15 protein-coding genes and 1 tRNA gene are annotated in these 16,466 nt (G+C 59.1%); 9 read left to right on the top strand and 7 right to left on the bottom strand.

Annotated features, from left to right (window positions below):
• Positions 1–7: 7 nt before the first annotated feature.
• Positions 8–691 (top strand): NeuD/PglB/VioB family sugar acetyltransferase, encoded by a 684-nt coding sequence (locus EI290_RS03500; RefSeq protein WP_125426827.1) that lies wholly within the window; start codon positions 8–10, stop codon positions 689–691.
• A gap of 83 nt (positions 692–774) precedes the next feature.
• Positions 775–1,920, top strand: coding sequence for a DegT/DnrJ/EryC1/StrS family aminotransferase (locus EI290_RS03495; RefSeq protein ID WP_125426825.1), 1,146 nt, complete (start codon positions 775–777; stop codon positions 1,918–1,920).
• Positions 1,921–2,230: 310 nt separating this feature from the next.
• Here EI290_RS03495 and EI290_RS03490 read toward each other — a convergent pair whose 3' ends face one another.
• From EI290_RS03490 to atpD, 3 genes are all read right to left on the bottom strand, one after another.
• Positions 2,231–3,382 carry a trans-sulfuration enzyme family protein gene (locus tag EI290_RS03490; protein ID WP_125426823.1) on the bottom strand — a complete coding sequence of 384 codons (1,152 nt, stop codon included), beginning with the start codon at positions 3,380–3,382 and terminating at the stop codon, positions 2,231–2,233.
• A gap of 159 nt (positions 3,383–3,541) precedes the next feature.
• Positions 3,542–3,781: an ATP synthase F1 subunit epsilon gene (gene atpC, locus EI290_RS03485; RefSeq protein ID WP_125426821.1), complete on the bottom strand. Its 240-nt coding sequence runs from the start codon at positions 3,779–3,781 to the stop codon at positions 3,542–3,544.
• 83 nt (positions 3,782–3,864) lie between these two features.
• On the bottom strand, positions 3,865–5,370 hold the full coding sequence (gene atpD, locus EI290_RS03480) for a F0F1 ATP synthase subunit beta (protein ID WP_125426819.1): 1,506 nt from the start codon (positions 5,368–5,370) through the stop codon (positions 3,865–3,867).
• A gap of 267 nt (positions 5,371–5,637) precedes the next feature.
• Between atpD and EI290_RS03475 the strand changes: the two genes are divergently transcribed.
• The 4 genes from EI290_RS03475 to pth all read left to right on the top strand — a co-directional run bounded on the left by EI290_RS03475 (position 5,638) and on the right by pth (position 8,281).
• Positions 5,638–5,710, top strand: a tRNA-Gln gene (locus EI290_RS03475).
• Positions 5,711–5,897: 187 nt separating this feature from the next.
• The gene (locus tag EI290_RS03470) at positions 5,898–6,827 is read left to right on the top strand and encodes a ribose-phosphate pyrophosphokinase (RefSeq protein WP_125426817.1); all 930 of its coding nucleotides are present in this window, start codon (positions 5,898–5,900) and stop codon (positions 6,825–6,827) included.
• A 125-nt stretch (positions 6,828–6,952) separates the two neighbouring features.
• Complete coding sequence (locus EI290_RS03465; protein WP_125426815.1) at positions 6,953–7,525, top strand: 50S ribosomal protein L25/general stress protein Ctc; 573 nt, start codon at positions 6,953–6,955, stop codon at positions 7,523–7,525.
• Between the two features lie 189 nt (positions 7,526–7,714).
• Positions 7,715–8,281, top strand: a complete 567-nt coding sequence (gene pth / locus EI290_RS03460) for an aminoacyl-tRNA hydrolase (RefSeq protein WP_125426813.1) — start codon at positions 7,715–7,717, stop codon at positions 8,279–8,281.
• 175 nt (positions 8,282–8,456) lie between these two features.
• Here pth and metG read toward each other — a convergent pair whose 3' ends face one another.
• Entirely contained in the window at positions 8,457–10,502 is a 2,046-nt protein-coding gene (metG, locus tag EI290_RS03455; RefSeq protein ID WP_125426811.1) for a methionine--tRNA ligase, read from the bottom strand.
• 258 nt (positions 10,503–10,760) lie between these two features.
• On the opposite strand from metG, the gene EI290_RS03450 reads away from it, so the two are divergent.
• The gene (locus tag EI290_RS03450; RefSeq protein WP_125426809.1) at positions 10,761–11,396 is read left to right on the top strand and encodes a hypothetical protein; all 636 of its coding nucleotides are present in this window, start codon (positions 10,761–10,763) and stop codon (positions 11,394–11,396) included.
• 104 nt (positions 11,397–11,500) lie between these two features.
• Here the strand turns inward: EI290_RS03450 and EI290_RS03445 are convergent, their stop codons facing one another.
• The 3 genes from EI290_RS03445 to msrB form a co-directional block, all read right to left on the bottom strand.
• A complete protein-coding gene (locus EI290_RS03445; protein ID WP_125426807.1) occupies positions 11,501–11,845 on the bottom strand; it encodes a hypothetical protein in 345 nt (114 codons plus the stop codon).
• A 71-nt stretch (positions 11,846–11,916) separates the two neighbouring features.
• Positions 11,917–12,711, bottom strand: a complete 795-nt coding sequence (locus EI290_RS03440) for a DUF3050 domain-containing protein (RefSeq protein WP_125426805.1) — start codon at positions 12,709–12,711, stop codon at positions 11,917–11,919.
• A gap of 198 nt (positions 12,712–12,909) precedes the next feature.
• Positions 12,910–13,470 carry a peptide-methionine (R)-S-oxide reductase MsrB gene (msrB, locus tag EI290_RS03435; protein ID WP_125426803.1) on the bottom strand — a complete coding sequence of 187 codons (561 nt, stop codon included), beginning with the start codon at positions 13,468–13,470 and terminating at the stop codon, positions 12,910–12,912.
• A gap of 253 nt (positions 13,471–13,723) precedes the next feature.
• Between msrB and typA the strand changes: the two genes are divergently transcribed.
• Complete coding sequence (gene typA / locus EI290_RS03430) at positions 13,724–15,532, top strand: translational GTPase TypA (protein WP_125426801.1); 1,809 nt, start codon at positions 13,724–13,726, stop codon at positions 15,530–15,532.
• Positions 15,533–15,717: 185 nt separating this feature from the next.
• Positions 15,718–16,464: a YqjF family protein gene (locus EI290_RS03425; protein ID WP_221766228.1), complete on the top strand. Its 747-nt coding sequence runs from the start codon at positions 15,718–15,720 to the stop codon at positions 16,462–16,464.
• Positions 16,465–16,466 lie beyond the last annotated feature (2 nt).

The following is a 16,466-nucleotide window of genomic DNA, read 5'->3' as shown; positions in this document are numbered from 1 at the left end:
CAATTTTATGCAGCCAGTTTCTACGTCTTCCGGTACAGGGCAGCCGCTGGCCATTGTGGGGGCCGGCGGGTTGGGCCGGGAAGTGCTGCTGCTGATTCGCCAAATCAATGAGCGGCAGCCCACCTGGCAGGTTACCGGCTTCTACGACGACCAGGTTCCGGCTCAGCCTACTATTCATGGCATCCCCTACCGCGGCACTATTGCCGACCTGAATGCCGCCCCTGAGCCGCTGCACGTTATCATTGCCGTGGGCAGCAGCCGCAGCCGCCAGGCTATTGTAGCCCGGCTTAGTGCCGCCCACCTGCAGTTTGCCACCCTGGTGCATCCTGGCGTGGCGCTGGCTTCTTACCAGCAGATTTCCATTGGGCAGGGTTCCATTATTTGCCAGGGCTGCATCCTCACCTCCGACATTCGGCTGGGCCGCCATACGCTCCTGAACCTGGGCTGCACCATTGGCCATGATGCCGTGCTGGAAGATTTTTGCTCCCTGATGCCCCACGCCAACATCGGGGGCGAGGCACACCTGGAAGCGGGCGTGTACCTGGGCACCAATGCTACCGTCATCAACCAAGTACGGGTGGGAGCCGGTACCGTGGTAGGGGCCGGCGCCGTGGTGGTGCGGGACTTGCCCGGCGGCTGCACAGCCGTGGGCGTGCCGGCCCGGGCAACTTCCCCCAAGCCCCGACCCTGACTTCCGGCACCTTTCCTCTACCCCGGTAGCGGCAAATTCTTCATCTTGCCAACTGCCCGCTTACCTCTCACCCGCCCCCTTGCATGCGCAGTCAGGATTACGACCGGTTGTATTTATCCCCGCCCCACCTCGGCCGCCACGAGTTAAACTACCTGCACAAAGCCGTTGAGGATAACTGGGTGGCCCCGATAGGCCCCAACTTGGACGGCTTTGAGCGGGACATCTGCGAGTTTACCGGAGCGGGTCACTGCGTGGCGCTGTCCTCGGGTACGGCGGCTATTCATCTGGGCCTGCGGCTGCTGGGCGTGGGCCCCGGCGACGAGGTACTGTGCCCCTCTTTCACCTTTGTGGCCACGGCCAACCCCATTCTCTACCTGGGTGCCCGCCCGGTGTTTATTGACAGTGAGGCCGAAACCTGGAATATCTGCCCAGACCGCCTGCGCGAGGCCCTGGAGGACCTGCAGCGGCAAAACCGCCGCCCCAAAGCCCTGATTCTGGTGCACCTCTACGGCATGCCCTGCCGCCTGCACGAAGTTTTGACTGTAGCGCGGGAATACGGGGTGCCAGTGCTGGAAGATGCCGCCGAAGCCCTGGGCAGCCGCTACCAGGGCCAGCCCCTGGGCACCTTCGGCGACGTAGGCGTTTTCTCCTTTAATGGCAACAAAATCCTGACTACCAGCGGCGGTGGGGCCCTGGTAACCAACCGGCCCGACTGGGCCGAGAAGGTGCGCTTCTGGGCCACCCAGGCCCGCGACCCGGCACCCTATTACCAGCACTCCGAGCTGGGCTATAACTACCGCCTCAGCAACCTGCTGGCCGGAATTGGCCGGGGCCAGATGGAACTGCTGCCAGACCGGGTCAAGAAGCGCCGCGAAATCTACGACTGGTACCTTAAGCACCTGGCTGTCATTCCGGGCCTGGCGCTGGGGCCGCAGGAACCGGCCGGGGGCCACTCCAACCGCTGGCTTACCTGCCTCACCCTACTGCCTGCTGAAACGAACATTACCCCCGAGCAGCTGCGCCTGCACCTGGAAACCCACAATATCGAGAGTCGCCCGCTTTGGAAACCCCTCCACCTGCAGCCACTGTTTTCGGCAGCTCCCGTGTACGGCGGCCAGGTGTGTACCACCCTGTTTGAACAAGGCTTGTGCTTACCGTCCGGATCGGCTATGTCATACTCTGATTTACAACGGGTTGTAACTGCAATTCAGGAAATTAACCCCGCATAATTTGCTGAGCACGACTCCCTGATTGGTATAAAAAGTTCGACAGACAGTTTATAGAGTACAAAATTTATTTTCCTAGCATAAAGTAAAATCGTTGCTGGAAGGCTGGTATGCTCGTTTTTTTCTTCTACCACACAACGGGGCCTGCCAAACGGCTGAAGTAAATCAACAGTTTGACAGGCCCCTACTGGTATAATATCTCAGCCGGATTATCTCTTTCCTCCACGGTCATCAACGGGGCCAGTGTGCGCATTGAGTCACACGGCTGCCACTGCATCATCCGGCTACAGCTTACCTGCAGACTCCCTGATACTTAGCCGCCGTTACCGGAGCTGGTCGCCCCCAACGCCTGCTCGATATCTGTCAGGAGTTCGGCAACTGGCTCAATCCCCACCGACAAGCGCACTAGCCCGGCCGTGATGCCCAGCTGCTGCCGCTGCTCCTCGGAGAGGGCCCGATGCGAAGTGCCGGCCGGATAAGACGAGGACGAATCAACTCCCGCCAGGGAAGGCGCAAACGGGAAACGCTGACTACCGCGCATAAACCGGTTCACCGCTTCCACCGAGTCATCGGCCAGCCGGAACGATACCATGCCTCCGAAGCGCCCTGCCCCCTGCTCAGAAGCCAGGTGATGCTGCGCGTGCGTGGGCAGGCCCGGATAAAACACTTCCGCCACGGCCGGGTGCTGGGTCAGGAGCTCCGCTACCGCCTGGGCGTTGTAACAGTGGGCGTTCATGCGCAGGCGCAACGTTTTCAGGCCCCGCACGGCCAGCCAGCTTTCCATGGGGCTGAGCGTAAGTCCAAACAGCGTCCCGATTTGCTTGAGGCGGGCGGCATCTTCCGGCGTGCGGGCTACCACCGCGCCAGCCGTTACATCGGAGTGGCCCGCCAGGTATTTGGTCACGCTGTGCATTACCAAATCGGCCCCAAAAGCCAAGGGATTGGTCAGCACCGGCGAGGCAAACGTATTATCCACTACCAGCTTCACTCCCAGGGCGTGCGCCGCCGCCGCCGCGGCCTGTAGGTCAACTACGCGCAGCAGAGGGTTACTGATGGTTTCACAGAGCAGCAGCCGGGTGCGGGGCCGCGCATACGGGGCCAGGTTGGCGGTCAGGTCCTCGAAGGGCACGTACGTAACCCCAATGCCCAGCCGCTCCAGCTCCTGGTTGAGCAGGGCTGCCGAGCCCCCGTAAATATCCGCGGCACAGAGTACATGGTCGCCGGCAACGCAGTAGGTCAGAACCGCCGCAAAAATAGCCGCCATACCCGAGCCCGTAGCCACAGCTCCGGCCCCGCCTTCCAACCGGTTCACCGCCTCGGCCAGCTCATCGGAATTGGGGTTACCGTTGCGGGAGTAGAGGTAGCGGCTGCCGGGCTCCCCAAAATACAGCTCCAGCTCGTTCAGATCTTCGAACTTGAAAACCGAGGTTTGGTAAATGGGGGTGATTTTGGGGTGGATGTGCATGGATTTCGGGAGTGTGCAGCCGCTATTGGGTGAAAACGGCAGGCCAAGAACACCTGCCTTCCGCAAAAGCTGCAAGCTACAACCTCCGCTTCCAGCAAAACAAAAGCCCCGCACCTGCTGAGCAGGCGCGGGGCTTTTGGGCAGGAGTATCGGCCAGCGTTACGCCGAAGCGCCTTCCGCCAATACAATTACATTGTTACGCAGCACTTCCACCACACCGCCTTCAATGGCAAAGCGGGTAGAACCGCCGTTGAGCACTACCTCGCCGGCTTTCAGGGCCGAAATCAGCGGGGCATGGTTGTTCAACACTTCAAACAGGCCATCTGCACCCGGAAACTGGGCCGATGTAACCTCGCCTTCAAACACCTTACGGTCGGGCGTGATGATTTCCAGATGCATATCAGTTGTCAGTTTTTAGTTGTCAGCTGTCAGTGTCAGAATGCTCTCTGACAACCAACAACTGATAACTGTCAACTAAAAAATTACTTGGCTTCCGCCATCAGCTTCTCGCCTTTCACCACGGCATCCTCAATGGTGCCTACCAGGTTGAAAGCCGCCTCGGGCAGGTGGTCGTACTTGCCGTCGATGATTTCGTTGAAGCCTTTGATGGTGTCTTTGATGTCAACCAGCACCCCTTTCAGGCCGGTGAACTGCTCCGCTACGTGGAAGGGCTGCGACAGGAAACGCTGCACGCGGCGGGCGCGGGTTACCGTCAGCTTATCTTCCTCCGAGAGTTCGTCCATACCCAGGATGGCAATGATGTCCTGCAGTTCTTTATAGCGCTGCAGAATCTCTTTCACGCGCTGAGCCGTGCCGTAATGCTCCTCGCCCAATACCTCTACCGACAGAATGCGGGAAGTGGAGTCCAACGGATCCACGGCGGGATAGATACCCAGCTCGGCAATCTTGCGGCTCAGTACGGTAGTAGCATCCAGGTGGGCAAAGGTGGTAGCCGGAGCCGGGTCAGTCAAGTCATCAGCCGGTACATATACCGCCTGTACCGAAGTGATAGAACCACGCTTGGTAGAAGTGATACGCTCCTGCATGGCACCCATTTCGGTAGCCAGCGTGGGCTGGTAGCCTACGGCCGAAGGCATCCGGCCTAGCAGAGCCGATACTTCCGAGCCCGCCTGGGTAAAGCGGAAGATGTTGTCGATGAAGAACAGAATGTCACGGCCAGCACCGGTGCCGTCACCGTCGCGGAAGCTTTCGGCCACCGTGAGGCCCGACAGGGCTACGCGGGCCCGGGCTCCGGGGGGCTCGTTCATCTGCCCGAACACGAGGGTAGCCTTCGAGTCTTTCAGGGCTTCGGCATCCACTTTCGTGAGGTCCCAGCCGCCTTCTTCCATGGAGTGCTTAAATCCTTCGCCGTACTTAATTACGTCCGATTCCAGGAATTCACGCAGCAGGTCGTTGCCCTCACGGGTACGCTCGCCCACACCGGCAAACACCGACAGACCACCGTAGGCCTTGGCAATGTTGTTTACCAGCTCCATGATGAGTACGGTTTTGCCTACACCGGCTCCTCCGAACAGACCAATTTTACCACCCTTCACGTAGGGCTCGAGCAGGTCAATTACTTTGATACCCGTGAACAGTACTTCCGAAGACGTAGCAAGGTCTTCAAAAGCCGGAGCGCTCCGGTGAATCGGCAGGCCCCCGTCGCTTTTGGGCTGCTCAATACCGTCGATGGCGTGGCCAATTACGTTAAACAGACGGCCGCGTACTCCCTCGCCGGTAGGCATAGTAATGGGCGAGCCCAGGTCACGCACGGCAGCACCGCGGGTTAGGCCCTCGGTCGAGTCCATGGCGATGGTGCGCACACGGTCTTCGCCCAGGTGCTGCTGGCATTCCAGCAGAACGGTTTGGCCGTTGTCTTTGGTGACTTCGAGGGCGTCGAGAATGTTGGGAAGCTTAGAGCCTTCACCCGCGAAGCTCACGTCCACCACGGGACCGATAACCTGGGTGATTTTGCCGGTATTCGCCATTTCTTTGTATATAAGGGGATGGGTTCAACGTTTCAGGTCGCAAAAGTACGGCTTAATCCCGGCATTGCCAAGGCCACTCCCAGGCCCGTTGACCCAACTTTTTTTTCCGCTTCTGAACTCCTGAAAATCAGCTTGGAAAGCTCTTTTCACCCGCTTTACCCCGGGAACCCACTGAAAAAAAATTACCCGGAAATTTGCCTGGAATAAAAGCCGCCGTACATTTGCACAACCAAACGGCACGCTTACACCGGCAGCCGGGCGGAAAATTGTCCGATGGTGTAACTGGCAACACGCTTGATTTTGATTCAAGAAAGTCCAGGTTCGAGCCCTGGTCGGACAACTTTATCACTCTCCAACGCGAAAGGCGCTGATTCTTCCTCATCCGGAAGAGTCAGCGCCTTTCGCATTATAGGTTTCTGCCATGCCGGGCGGCGCGAGGAATCCGGATTACACAGCAGAGGCTGATCCGGATTCCTCGCGCCGCCCGGCATGGCAGTTTTGTTTTTCCTTCTTCTCCACCCCCTTTCATGTCACAGCAGGTTAAGATTTTTGCGGGCAATGCTTCGCACGAGTTGGGCGAACAAATTGCGGCGGCCTACGGCTCAGGACTTGGCGACCTGAGTATTCAGCGCTTCGCCGATACGGAGCTGGGGCCCTCGTTTAATGAAAGCGTACGGGGCTGCGCCGTATTCCTGATTCAGAGCACCAACCCTCCGGCCGAAAACCTGATGGAGCTGGCCCTGATGGTAGATGCAGCCAAACGGGCCTCGGCCTATAAGGTGAACATTGTGATGCCCTACATGGGCTATGCCCGCCAGGACCGCAAGGATAAGCCCCGCGTGAGCATTGGGGCCAAGGTGGTAGCCAACATGATTCAAAGTGTGGGCGCGGACCGGTTGATGACCTGCGACCTGCACGCCGGCCAGATTCAGGGATTCTATGATATTCCGGTGGATCATCTTGACGGCTCTACCGTAACGGCTCCTTACATTAAGAGCCTGAACCTCGACAACCTCATTTTTGCCTCGCCCGACGTAGGCGGCGTGGTGCGCACCCGGGCCTTTGCCAAGAAGTTCGGGGCCGAAATTGTAGTCTGCGACAAAATGCGGCTGCGGGCCAATGAAATTGCCTCCATGCAGGTAATTGGCGATGTAACGGGTATGAATGTGGTGCTGGTAGATGACATTGTGGATACGGCCGGCACCATCTGTAAAGCCGCCGAGCTGCTAATGGAGCGGGGGGCCAAATCGGTACGGGCCGTTATTACGCATCCGGTACTTTCGGGCCCGGCCCACGAGCGGATTCAGAACTCGGTGTTGGAGGAGCTGGTAGTTACTGACACCATTCCGCTGAAGCAGCAGAACCCTAAAATCAGGGTTATTTCGCTGGCTCCGCTGTTTGCTCAGGCCATTCACAACGTCGTGTCGCACGAGAGCATCAGCTCGTTGTTTGTGTAACACTATCATTGCTTCGCCTTCGGCTCGCAATGATAGATGAATTTTCAACTCCCAAACAATCCGCCTATCTTTGCGGCCCGTTTGCCTGCTGTGGGCAAACATTTTTTCCTCAAAAACACCCGTTTATGAAAAGCCTCGAGATTGTAGGGTTTAAAAGAGCGAATCTCGGTAAGAAGGACGCTAAGGCGCTCCGCCTCGACTCGTACGTACCTTGCGTACTGTACGGCGGCGAAGACCAGGTTCACTTCTCCGTTCCGGCCATCCTGTTCCGCGAGCTGCTGTACACCCCTGAGGTGCACGTAGTGGAGCTGAACATTGAAGGTGACATCCGCCGTGCTATCGTGCAGGATGCCCAGTTTCACCCCGTGAACGAAATGCTGCTGCACGTTGACTTCCTGGAGCTGCAGGAAGGTAAAGAAGTGAAGATGGAAGTTCCTGTGAAGTACGTAGGCGTTTCGCCGGGCGTACTGGCCGGTGGCAAGCTGGTAAGCAAGCTGCGCAAAATTAAAGTGCGTGCTACTCCCGAAAACCTGCCCGATTCTGTGGAAGTGGACATTTCGGACCTGGGCCTCGGCAAATCCATCAAAGTGAACAAAGTGGAGCCCAAAGGCTACACCATCCTCACCAACGCCCTGGCTCCCATTGCCACCGTTACCATCCCGCGTGCCCTCAAAGGCCAGCTGCAGGCTGACAAATAAATCACGGATTCAGACGGATTTCTCGGATTACACGGATTCCGTGCCGGGTGATGCCGTCTACCGAAAAGCCGTCCTGCTCGCAGGGCGGCTTTTTTTGTTTGCGCTGAAGGCCGGTTTAGCGGGAGCCTGCCGGACCGGCCGCGTAACCTTGCATCCGTGAAATCCGAAAAATCCGTCTAAATCCGTGATATGAAGTTTCTAGTGCTGTGCCTGGGCAACATCGGGCCGGAATACGCCGACACCCGCCACAATGTGGGCTTTATGGTGGGCGACTACCTGGCCCGCAAGTATGAGGCCGCGCCCTGGCAGCTGGGCCGCCACGCCTTCACCACCGAAATCAAGCATAAGGGCCATACCTACGTACTGGTGAAGCCTACCACTTATATGAACCTGAGCGGCAAAGCAGCGGCCCACTGGCTAAGCACGCTCAAGCTGACCAAAGAGCAGATGCTGGTCGTGACAGATGACCTGGCTCTGCCCTTCGGTAAGCTGCGGCTGAAAGCAAAAGGCTCGGCCGGCGGCCAGAACGGCCTCAAGCACATCCAAGAAACCCTAGGCTCCGACGAATACGCCCGCCTGCGTTTCGGCATCGACTCCAGCTTCTCAAAGGGCCGGCAGGTGGACTACGTGCTCAGCCCCTTCTCCGCCGACGAAAACATCGACCTGGAAGCTCGCCTGGAAAAAGCCGCCGAAGCGGTACTGGCCTTCGGAGCTATGGGCGTGGAGCGGGCCATGAACGTGGTGAACGTAAAATGAAGACCTCCCCCCCCGGCCCCCTCTCCTCGGGGAGAGGGGGAGCCTGACGATTGTTGAGCAATCAATGTGTTGGGGAAAACCAAAAAAGCCGCTGAGGATTTCAGCGGCTTTTTTGGTTTTCAGGCTGTAGTTAGGCTCCCCCTCTCCCCAAGGAGAGGGGGCCGGGGGGTGAGGTTTACGCCACACCCGAACCCGGACGCACGGGGCTGCTGGGCTGCATGAGGCTCAGTACACCGTCGGCGTTTTCGGCCATCAGGAGCATACCCTGGCTTTGGATGCCTTTGATTTCGCGGGGGGCGAGGTTGAGCAGCACTTGCACTTGCTGGCCGATGAGAGCCTCAGGCAGGAAGTGCTCGGCAATGCCTGAAACGATAGTGCGAGGCTCGTCGAAACCGAGGTCTACGCTGAGCTTGAGCAGCTTTTTGGTTTTGGCGACCTTCTCAGCGGCCACGATGGTACCGATGCGCAGGTCCATCTGCTGGAACTGCTCGAAGCTCACGTCGTCCTTGGCGGGGGCAGCTACGGCAGCAGCCAGCTCGTTGGCTTTCTTGGTGTCGAGCAGCTTCTGCACCTGGGCCTCCACGGTGGCGTCTTCGATTTTGGTGAACAGCAGGGCGGCTTCCGAGAGTTGGTGGCCGGCGGGCAGCGCGTCGGGGCGGCCGGCCTGGGGCCAGGTGCCTTTCTCGGTGTTGAGCATGCGGCCCAGACGGGCGGCGGCTTCGGGCAGGAAGGGCTCCAGCAGCGTGACGAGGGCGGCGGCCAGCTGCAGCGACACGTGCAGCACGGTGCCGGTGCGGGCCTCATCGGACTTGATGAGCTTCCAGGGCTCCTGGTCGGCCAGGTACTTGTTGCCGAGGCGCGAGAGGTTCATCAGCTCGTTCAGGGCGTCGCGGAAGCGGTAGTTGTCAATCAGCTCCCCGATACGCGCCGGGAACTCGCTCAGCTGGCGCAGCACGTCCTCATCCTCGGTGGTGAAGCCTACGGCGGCGGGCACTTTGCCTTCGAAGAACTTGTGCGTCAGGACCACAGCCCGGTTTACGAAGTTGCCGAGGTTGGCTACCAGCTCGTTGTTGTTGCGGGCCTGGAAATCCTTCCAGGTGAAGTCGTTGTCCTTGGTTTCGGGGGCGTTGGCGCAGAGTACGTAGCGCAGTACGTCGGCCTGGCCGGGAAAATCCTGCAGGTACTCGTGCAGCCACACCGCCCAGTTGCGGCTCGTGCTGATTTTGTCGCCCTCCAGGTTCAGGAACTCGTTGGCGGGCACGTTATCGGGCAGGATATAGTCGCCGTGGGCCTTGAGCATCGTGGGGAAGATGATGCAATGGAACACGATGTTGTCCTTGCCGATGAAATGCACCAGCTTAGTTTCAGGGTCTTTCCAGTAGGTTTCCCAGGTATCGGGCAGCAGGTCCTTGGTGGCTGAGATGTAGCCGATGGGCGCATCAAACCACACGTACAGTACCTTGCCCTCGGCGCCGGCCACCGGCACGGGCACGCCCCAGTCCAGGTCGCGCGTCACGGCGCGGGGGTGCAGGCCCTGGTCAATCCACGATTTGCACTGGCCGTATACGTTGGCTTTCCAGTCCTGCTTGTGGCCTTCCACAATCCACTCGCGCAGCCAGGGCTCGTACTGATCCAGGGGCAGGTACCAGTGCTTGGTTTCGCGCAGTACGGGGTGGTTGCCCGAGAGCATGGAACGCGGGTTGATCAGCTCGGTAGGGCTGAGCGAAGTGCCGCACTTCTCGCACTGGTCGCCGTAGGCATTTTCGTTGCCGCAGTTGGGGCAGGTGCCCACGATGTAGCGGTCAGCCAGGAACTGGTCGGCCTTCTCGTCATAGTACTGCTCGGAGGTCTGCTCGATGAACTTGCCTTCCTTGTAGAGCTTCCGAAAAAAGCCGCTGGCTACCTCGGCGTGCGTCTTAGAGGACGTGCGCGAATAGATATCGAACGACACGCCGAAATCCCGGAACGAGTCGCGGATGATGGCGTGGTACTTATCCACCACCTGCTGGGGCGTGCTGCCTTCCTTCTGGGCCCGGATGGTAATGGGCACGCCGTGCTCATCGGAGCCGCAGATGAATTTCACGTCGCGCTGCTGGGCGCGCAGGTAGCGCACGTAGATATCGGCGGGCAGGTACACGCCGGCCAGGTGGCCGATGTGCACGGGGCCATTGGCATAGGGCAGCGCAGCCGTGACGGTGTAGCGTTGGGGCAGAGAGGACATATTAAGCAAGCAAAAAAGCACTGTGAGCGTCGCCGGATTCGGCAACGGGAGTGCAAAGGAACAAGTAAAAAAGAGGAATAATGCAGGCAGGCCAGGCTGGAATGTGTACCTGCCCGCAGAAGACTTATCAGGTAAACGCTGGTTTGTGCCAAATCATAACACGCATCGCGCAACTTTCATCTGGTAATACTTCTATATTTCGCCCACCTACTGCGGAGTTTTGCGTAGGGAAACCTACCCTCCCATTTTTTTCAGACCATGAAAAACTCAGACCAGGAAAAACAGGACAAAAAGGCCAAAAAGCAGCAGGACGCCGCCGAAAAGGCCCAACGCAAAGCCGCTAAAGCCACACAATCGACTACAACGGCCATCAACGACTCGAAAGCCAGCAAGAAGTCTACTCAGAAAAAAGCCTTGAAAACTGCGGCTAAACAGCTGCAGAAAGAGTTGGATGGCCGCATCAACGAAGTAGTGAAGCGCATCCGGCAGGAAACGAAAGCCAAGCTGAAGGAAGTGGTGAAGGATGCCACCCGCCGCCTGGATACGGACATGGAACATTTATTTGAGCAGGCATTGCACACCATCGTGAGCCGGCACGAAACCGGTACTCCCGCCGCCTCCGACAGCATCTCGACGGACGTAGCGGCGGCCGGTGCCGCCAGCAACGGTAGTACCGCAAGCAAGACCCCATCCAGAAGCCGCTCGGGCAGCCGTCCGGCGGCAAAGCCTACGCCCGCCCGCCCGGCAGCCACCCCACCAGCAGGAAAGGCCGCCAGCGCCGCAACTAAGCCAGCTTCACGTCCGGCCGCTAAGGCTCCCTCCCGGCAGGCCCCTAAAGCCGCAGCTACCCCCGCGGCAACCAGCCCCGACGCCGCTGCCGAAGCCGCTCAGTAATTCTGCACGCCGAAGCCACTTACCAGAACGCCTGGCCTCTTCCGGAAGAGGCCAGGCGTTCTGGTAAGTGGTAAGTAAGCGGGCCCGGTAGGCTCCGGCAAGCCCTAGCGCGGAAGCCGGAGGGTGTCGGCGGGGGCGCCGTTCACGCGGCGCATCCGGGTTTCGGGCGTGGTTGTGTTGTTGTCGTTGGTGTTAAGCGTTTCGGGCCGTTTGCGGGAGTTAATACCGCTGGCCTGCTCCCGGATAGGAACCCGGCCGGGCGTAGCATCGGGCACGGAGCCTCCGTAGCCAGCGTTGCTGTTGTAGGCGGCCTGCCGGTCGGCGTCGGTGAGGATGCGGGTGGGTGGACGTTGTACGGCGGCTTCCTCTCCAACCGTTTCGGTAGTAGTACAGGCGGCCAGCAATACCAGTACAGGCAGCCCCACTCGAATTGGATGCAACAGATTCATAACACAAACACAGAAGCCAGCTCCCCATGAGCTGGCTTCTGTGCTAACGGGGCCACGGCCAGATGGTTGGCTTATGCTTCCACCGCCTGCAAATCGGCCTTAATTCCATCCCATAGAGCTACCCGGGCCTGCATGCACCGGGTGGCCGTTTCTTGGGCCTGCTGCCAGCGGAGCGGATCTGAGCCGCATAGGTCGCGCACCATTTGCTGGGCCAGCGGAGTATGCACCTCCTCATCCAGCTGAATATGACGGTTAAGGTAATAATCGAACGTATCCAACTGGCCGGGGAAGCGCCGGGTCAGGTCAGCTACCAAGTGGCGGAACATATCCGGAATTACGTCTTCCCGCCCAAACGTGAAAGCCGCCGCAATGGCATGCGGCTGGCCAGAGTGGATGATGCGGAAGGTATCCAGCACGAATGCCCGCACCGAAGCAGGGGCCTGAGCCGCCTCCAGGGCCTGGGCCACAGTGGCACCAGTGGCCAGAGCGGCAAGCAGGCGTTCTATGGGGGCCGTATCGGCACCACACTCATGCATGGCACGCAGGTATAGCTCGAAATGACTGGCCGGGTTGCCGTCGGAATCCACATCGGTTTCCTCTTCCAGCACAATATCGTTGATGAGCCGGCGGGTGGCCGGGTTGCCGCGCGGCACCCACGGCACCTCTACGCAGGTAAGCTCGCGCTGCAGGGCTTTCAGCAACGACATAAAATCCCACACGGCAAACACGTGGTGCTGCATAAACACCCGCAGATCCTCCAGGGAGTGTAAGGAGTGATACACACCGTGCGCTACCAGCTGCTGCCGGGCCGTAGCCAAGGCTTCCTGCAGCTCCACAATGGGGTCAGATTGAACCTGAGTTGACATAGAACAGAAAAAAATGAACGGCAGAGTTTGCACTTTGCAGCTACAACAAATGAAACGGCCCATTGGCTTAGATTGCCAATGGGCCGTTTGGCAAAAGTACGGTCGAACTATCATTCCGGTATTCCGCGCAGCGAGCAGTGGCTGGCCTGAACACATTGAACATCCGCCCCAAACGCCTCCTTCACCGTGGAATAACAGCTACTTAGCCTTCTCGAACACCATGCCATCGGAGTCCATGCAGTAGCGCTGGCCGGTGGGCTTGGGGCCGTCGTTGAATACGTGGCCGAGGTGGCCGCCGCACTTGGCGCACACCAGCTCGTCGCGGCTCATGCCCAGGCTGTTGTCGGCGGTTACTTTCAGGCTGTTTTCCGAGGCCGGGGCCCAGAAGCTCGGCCAGCCGGTACCCGATTCAAACTTGGTTTCGGAGGAGAATAGCAGGTTGTGGTCGGCGGCGCAGTAATAGTTGCCTTTCTGGTGATTGTCGAAGTATTTGTTGGCAAAAGGCCGCTCGGTGCCCTGCTGGCGCAGAATAAAATACTGGGCCGGCGTGAGCTGGGCTTTCCACTGCGCATCGGTTTTGCGCACCGGAAACTCGTCGGGCTTGCCGGTAACCACTTTGGGTTTTGGATAGGCGCTGGCCGCCGAAGCACCCGGCCCTGACGCACCAGCCGGATTCATCCGGGTATCGGTTTTCTTTTGGGAGCAGGCGGCATTGAGCGTCAGGGCCGACAGAAGCAGAATCAGAAGCGAGGAACGCATGAAACGAAGCGGGGTAGTGTATGAGAGGACAGAGCCGGCCCGCCTGGGCCGGTTGCTGCCACAACATACGCAGCCCGGGCAGGGTTCGGTCTTACCCCCCTACATAGCACATTGTCTATCCTTGCGGGAACCGCAGGCGGCCAATAAGTTGTCTGTCTTCTCGCCCGCTGTTTCTTCCTCTCTCATTAACAATTAATTACTGCGCGCTTTTGCCAGTTTCATTCCGTACCTTTGCGCCCGGAAAACCCTTTGTATGCAGAACATTCGGAATATCGCCATCATTGCGCACGTTGACCACGGCAAGACTACGCTCGTGGACAAGATCATTCACGCCTCCAAGCTGTTCGACGAGCACCAGCAGTTCGACGACCTGATTCTGGACAACAATGACCTGGAACGTGAGCGAGGCATCACCATCGTCTCCAAAAACGTATCGGTACGGTACAAAGACGTTAAAATCAACATTATTGACACCCCTGGTCACGCCGACTTCGGCGGCGAGGTGGAGCGGGTTCTGAAGATGGCCGACGGCGTACTGCTGCTCGTGGACGCCTTTGAAGGTGCCATGCCCCAGACCCGTTTTGTGCTGGGCAAAGCCATTGACTTGGGCCTGAAGCCCATTGTAGTGGTGAACAAGGTGGACAAGGAAAACTGCCGCCCCGACGAGGTGCATGAGCAGGTATTCGACCTCATGTTCAACCTGGGGGCCACCGAAGACCAGCTGGACTTCGTGACCCTGTACGGCTCCTCGAAGCAGGGCTGGATGAGCACCGACTGGAAAGTAAAAACCGACAGCATCATTCCGCTGCTGGATGCCGTGGTGGCCTCCATTCCGGCGGCTCCTCAGCTGGACGGCACGCCCCAGATGCAGGTTACCTCGCTCGACTACTCCTCGTTCGTGGGCCGCATTGCCATTGGCCGGGTGCACCGCGGTACGCTGAAAGAGGGCGCCAACATGAGCCTGATTAAGCGCGACGGCACCATCAAGAAGGTAAAAATCAAGGAGCTACAGGTGTTTGAAGGCCTGGGCAAGAATAAGGTAGCCGAAGTTAGCTCCGGCGAAATCTGCGCCGTAACCGGCATCGAGGGTTTCGACATTGGCGACACGCTGGCCGATGCCGAAAACCCGGAGGCCCTGGCCACCATCAGCATCGACGAGCCGACGATGAACATGCTGTTCACCATCAACAACTCGCCCTTCTTTGGCAAGGAAGGCAAGTTTGTGACCTCGCGCCACCTGCGCGACCGGCTGTTCAAGGAAACTGAGAAAAACCTGGCCCTGCGCGTGAAAGAAACCGACCGGGAAGATACCTTCCTGGTGTACGGCCGCGGCATTCTGCACTTGTCGGTACTCATCGAGACGATGCGTCGCGAAGGGTTTGAGCTGCAGGTAGGCCAGCCCCAGGTACTGTTCCGCGAGGACGAGGACGGCAACCGTCTGGAGCCCATTGAGCACCTGGTAGTGGACGTGCCCGAGGAAACCGCCGGCAAGGTGATTGAGCTGGTGACGATGCGTAAAGGCGAGCTGACTATCATGGAGCCCAAGGGCGACCTGCAGCACCTGGAGTTCAACATTCCGGCCCGAGGCCTAATTGGCCTGCGCAACAACGTGCTGACCGCCACCGCCGGTGAGGCCATTATGAACCACCGCTTCTCGGCCTACGAGCCCTATAAAGGTGTAATTCCGGGCCGTATTTCCGGCTCATTGATTTCGATGGATACCGGTGCCGGCACCGCCTACACCATTGATAAAATGCAGGACCGCGGCGAGTTCTTCGTTGATCCGGGCGAAGAGGTGTACGCCGGCCAGGTTATCGGGGAGCACACCCGCCCCAACGACCTGACCATCAACATCCAGAAAGGCAAGAAGCTCACTAACATGCGTGCTTCGGGCTCGGATGAAAACGTGAAAATCGTGCCTAAGCGTCAGTTCTCGCTGGAAGAAGCCATGGAATACATCCAGAAGGATGAGTACCTGGAAGTAACCCCAAAATCGGTGCGGATGCGCAAGATTCTGCTCGACGAAAACGAGCGTCTGCGCGCTGCCAAGAAAGTAGACTAGAAGCCATTTTTCGGGCTTAGCTGCTTGTTTTCAGAGAAAAGGGGGGCGCGGCGTAAGCTGCGCCCCCCTTTTTTGTTGGTGGCAGCATCAGTGGCCCGGCTTTTTGCTGAGTTGTGGCGGGAAGGTTAACCGGGCAAATGGTTATAGGCTGAACCGGCTACCTTCTCCTCATCTTACAGCTACCCTTGCCTGATTTTTCACCCGCTACCCACCCACGCCGCTGGCCGCTGATGCGCCAGCGCTGGAGCAACCTGCTGTTCGCGCACTGGCCCTTACCCCCGGAAGTACTGCACCCCTACCTACCGCCCCGGCTGGAACTTGACCTGTACGAAGGGCAGGCCTGGTTGGGCGTAGTGCCATTTACCATGAGTCACATCCGGCCACTGGGCCTGCCGGCTGTACCGGGCCTAAGCGCGCTGCACGAGTTGAATGTGCGGACCTATGCCCGTCTGGATGGGGTGCCGGGCGTGTGGTTTCTGTCGTTGGATGCTACGCAGCCGCTGGGGGTATGGGCAGCCCGTACGCTGTTCCATTTGCCGTACCTGCACGCCCGTATGCAGCTTACCGGCTCCGGCGGTACGTTACGGGCCACAGCCGAGCGTACCCACCGGGGTGCCCCAGCCGCCACCTTTGCTGCCGCCTGGACACCCGGAGCGGCCTTGCCCCTTGCCCAGCCCGGCAGCCTTGCTCATTTCCTCACAGAACGGTATCAGTTGTACACGGCGGGCCCAAGTGTCCGGCCTGGGCAGCACAGCAGCATTATCTGGCGGGGCCGCTTATGGCATGCGCCCTGGCAGCTGCGGACAGCTACCTTGCAACACTGGAGCTCTACGCTGATAGAAAGCCACGGCCTGCCTACGCCCGTAGGCCCTCCCCTGCTATACGCCGCGGACGCCCTGGACGTGTGGGTGGAGGAATTGCGTCGCGTCTGAGC

The organism is Hymenobacter metallilatus (genome assembly GCF_003944705.1).
In the GTDB taxonomy this organism is placed as follows: domain Bacteria; phylum Bacteroidota; class Bacteroidia; order Cytophagales; family Hymenobacteraceae; genus Hymenobacter; species Hymenobacter metallilatus.
This window is presented reverse-complemented; position numbering and strand designations above follow the sequence as displayed.

Coding starts and splice junctions, on each gene's coding strand:
- EI290_RS03495 (WP_125426825.1), top strand. CDS start 775: ATGCGCAGTCAGGATTACGACCGGTTGTATTTATCCCCGCCCCACCTC.
- EI290_RS03470 (WP_125426817.1), top strand. CDS start 5,898: ATGTCACAGCAGGTTAAGATTTTTGCGGGCAATGCTTCGCACGAGTTG.
- metG (WP_125426811.1), bottom strand. CDS start 10,502: ATGTCCTCTCTGCCCCAACGCTACACCGTCACGGCTGCGCTGCCCTAT.
- EI290_RS03500 (WP_125426827.1), top strand. CDS start 8: ATGCAGCCAGTTTCTACGTCTTCCGGTACAGGGCAGCCGCTGGCCATT.
- atpC (WP_125426821.1), bottom strand. CDS start 3,781: ATGCATCTGGAAATCATCACGCCCGACCGTAAGGTGTTTGAAGGCGAG.
- pth (WP_125426813.1), top strand. CDS start 7,715: ATGAAGTTTCTAGTGCTGTGCCTGGGCAACATCGGGCCGGAATACGCC.
- typA (WP_125426801.1), top strand. CDS start 13,724: ATGCAGAACATTCGGAATATCGCCATCATTGCGCACGTTGACCACGGC.
- msrB (WP_125426803.1), bottom strand. CDS start 13,470: ATGCGTTCCTCGCTTCTGATTCTGCTTCTGTCGGCCCTGACGCTCAAT.
- EI290_RS03440 (WP_125426805.1), bottom strand. CDS start 12,711: ATGTCAACTCAGGTTCAATCTGACCCCATTGTGGAGCTGCAGGAAGCC.
- EI290_RS03465 (WP_125426815.1), top strand. CDS start 6,953: ATGAAAAGCCTCGAGATTGTAGGGTTTAAAAGAGCGAATCTCGGTAAG.
- EI290_RS03490 (WP_125426823.1), bottom strand. CDS start 3,382: ATGCACATCCACCCCAAAATCACCCCCATTTACCAAACCTCGGTTTTC.
- EI290_RS03450 (WP_125426809.1), top strand. CDS start 10,761: ATGAAAAACTCAGACCAGGAAAAACAGGACAAAAAGGCCAAAAAGCAG.
- EI290_RS03445 (WP_125426807.1), bottom strand. CDS start 11,845: ATGAATCTGTTGCATCCAATTCGAGTGGGGCTGCCTGTACTGGTATTG.
- atpD (WP_125426819.1), bottom strand. CDS start 5,370: ATGGCGAATACCGGCAAAATCACCCAGGTTATCGGTCCCGTGGTGGAC.